Here is a 3,244-nt window from a genome sequence, read left to right as displayed (position 1 = left end):
GCTGACCCGGCTCGGCGCCGGCACCGACATCCCGATCGGCTCGGTGGTCGCCGGCCGCTCGGACGAGGCCCTGGACGACCTGGTCGGCTTCTTCGTCAACACCCTGGTGCTGCGCACCGACACCTCCGGGGACCCCACCTTCGCCGAACTCCTGGGCCGGGTGCGGGAGACCGGTCTCGGCGCCTACGCGCACCAGGACGTGCCGTTCGAGCGTCTGGTGGAGGAGCTGAACCCGGCCCGCTCACTGGCCCGCCACCCGCTCTTCCAGGTCGCGATGGTCCTCCAGTCCAACGACGGCGCCGAGATGGAACTGGCCGGCCTCCGGGCCGAGGCGCTGCCCGCGGACACCGGCGTCGCCAAGTTCGACCTCAACGTGACGCTGGAGGAGTTCTTCGGCCCGGACGGAGCGCCCGTCGGACTGGACTGCGCGATCGACTTCGCCACCGACCTGTTCGACCGGGAGACCGTCGAGTCCGTCGCCGCCCGCTTCGGCCGGCTCCTCACGGCCGTCACCGCCCGCCCCCAGGACCGGATCGGCCGCGCCGACCTGCTGACCGACGGCGAGCGCGCCGAGCTCCTCTCCGGCCACCGCCCGCTGCCCGCCGGACTGCCGCTCGTCCCGGACGCCTTCGCCGCCCAGGCCGCGGCCACGCCCGGCCTCACGGCCCTCGTGTTCGAGGAGACCCGGCTGACCTACGCCGAGCTCGACGCCCGCGCCAACCGCCTCGCCCACGGTCTGATCGCCTCCGGCGTCGGCCCGGAGGACGTGGTCGCCCTCGCCCTGCCCCGCTCGGCGGAGACCGTGGTCGCGCAGCTGGCCGTGCTCAAGGCCGGTGCGGCCTTCCTGCCGCTGGACGCCGACTACCCGCGGGAGCGCACCGCCCACATGCTGGCCGACGCCCGCCCGGCGGCCGTCCTCACCGCTGCCGGCTGGCCGCTGCCCGACGCCCTGGACGGCCTCACCGTCCTGGACGCCGCCGAGGAGACCTGGGCCGGTCGGCCCGCCGTCGCCCCGCCCGTCCGCGTGACGCCGTCCCATGCCGCGTACGTCATCTACACCTCCGGCTCCACCGGCCGCCCCAAGGGCGTCGTGGTCAGCCACGGTGCGATCGCCGGCCTGCTCGCCGCCCACCGGGCGGAGACCTTCGGCGAGCCCGAGCGGACCCACGGCCGGCTGCGCGCCGCACTGACCGCCTCGCTCTGCTTCGACGCCTCCTGGAACGGCCTGCTCTGGATGGTCGCCGGACACGAGCTGCACCTGATCGGCGAGGACCTGCGCCGCGACCCCGCCGCCCTGGTCCGCCACTTCCGCACCGCCGGCATCGACGCCGTCCAGTTCACCCCCACCTATGCCGAACAGCTCGTCGCCGAAGGCCTGCTGGACGAGCCCGCGCCGCGCGTCGTGCTGCTCGGCGGCGAGGCCGTCGGCCAGGCCCTGTGGGACCGGCTGCGCGAGGCCCCCGCCACGACCGGCCACAACCTCTACGGGCCCACCGAGTGCACCGTCGACACCCTGCTCCAGGCGTACGCCGACGCCGAGCGCCCCACCATGGGACACACCGTCCTCGGCACCCGCGCCTACGTCCTGGACGAGCACCTCAACCCGGTCCCCGCCGGCGTCCCCGGCGAGCTCTACCTCGCCGGCGACAGCCTGGCCCGCGGCTACCTCGGCCGCGCGGCGCTGACCGCCGAGCGCTTCGTCGCCGACCCGTTCGTGACGGCCGGGCCCCTCCCGGCCGAGGGCGGGCAAGGAGGGAGGATGTACCGCACGGGCGACCTGGTACGCCGCGCCCGCGACGGCCGCATCGACTACCTGGGCCGCACCGACCACCAGGTCAAGATCCGCGGCTTCCGCATCGAGCCCGGCGAGGTCGAGCAGGTGCTGACCCGGCACCCGGCCGTCCGCCAGGCCGTCGTCACCCCGCACGAGACCGAGGACGGCGACCGCCGTCTGGTCGCCCACTGCGCGGTCACCGCACCGAGCCCCGAACTCGCCCTCGAACTCCGCAGGTTCGTGGCCGACGCACTCCCCGCCCACATGGTCCCCGCGGCCGTCGTCACCCTCGACGCGCTGCCCCTGACCGGCAGCGGCAAGGTCGACCGGCGCGCCCTGCCCGCCCCCGACCTCCAGCTCTTCACCGGCGGCCGGGCCGCCCGCACGGCACGCGAGGAACTGCTGGGCGGCCTGTTCGCCGAGGTGCTCGGCGCGCCGGGCCCGCTCGCCGTCGACGACGACTTCTTCGCCCTCGGCGGACACTCGCTGCTCGCCATGAAGCTGGTCAGCCGCGTCCGCACCGTGTTCGCCGCGGAGATCGACGTCCGCGACGTCTTCGAGGCGCCCACGGTGGCCGGTCTCGCCCAGCGCCTGGACGGCACCGGCACCCGGACCGCACTCACCGCCGGCGAGCGCCCGGAACGCCTTCCGCTCTCCTTCGCCCAGCAGCGGCTCTGGCTCATCGACCGGATGGAGGGCCCCAGCGCCCTCTACAACCTGCCGCTCGCGCTGCGCGTCACCGGCCCGCTCGACCCGGCCGCCCTGGAACTCGCCCTGGGCGACCTCGTCGCCCGCCACGAGATCCTGCGCACGGTGATCAGCGAGCAGGACGGCGAGCCCCGGCAGCGGATCCTCCCGCCCGCCGAGGCCCGGGTCACCTTCGACCGCCGCCGCACGAAGCCCGCCGACCCGGCGGCCGCCCTGGCCGCCTGCACCGCCGTCCCCTTCGACCTCGCCGCCGACGTGCCCGTACGGGCCCACCTGTTCCCGCTCGCGGCCGACGAGCACCTGCTCGTCCTCGTCCTGCACCACATCGCCGGCGACGGCCTGTCCATGGACCCCCTGCTGCGGGACCTGGCCGCCGCCTACGGCGCGCGCCGCGAGGGTGCCGCGCCCGACTGGCAGCCGCTGCCGGTGCAGTACGCGGACTACGCGCTCTGGCAGCGTGACCTGCTCGGCGACGAGAACGACCCCGACAGCCTCGCCTCCCGGCAGCTCGCCTACTGGCGCGACGCCCTGGCCGGGCTCCCCGAGGAGCTGTCGCTGCCCGCCGACCGGCCCCGCCGCGCCGACAGCGGCCACCGCGGCGACCGTGTCGTCCTCCCGCTCGGCGCCGAACTCCACCGCTCCCTCGTCGAGCTGAGCCGGGAGCACCGGGTCACGATGTTCATGACCCTGCAGGCGGGGCTCGCCGCGCTGCTCACCCGGCTCGGCGCCGGCACCGACATCCCGATCGGCTCGGTGGTCGCC

General features: G+C 75.7%; 1 protein-coding gene. It reads left to right on the top strand.

Features of this window, described 5'->3' with window-relative positions:
- Positions 1–3,244: amino acid adenylation domain-containing protein (locus ACFVGS_RS37330; RefSeq protein WP_385696929.1), on the top strand; the 3,244-nt coding region annotated here is incomplete at both ends.

The sequence above is a fragment of the Streptomyces sp. NPDC127114 genome, from assembly GCF_042677525.1.
Lineage (GTDB): Bacteria > Actinomycetota > Actinomycetes > Streptomycetales > Streptomycetaceae > Streptomyces.
Note: the sequence above shows the minus strand (reverse complement) of the source record. Positions and strands in the feature narration are given on the sequence as shown.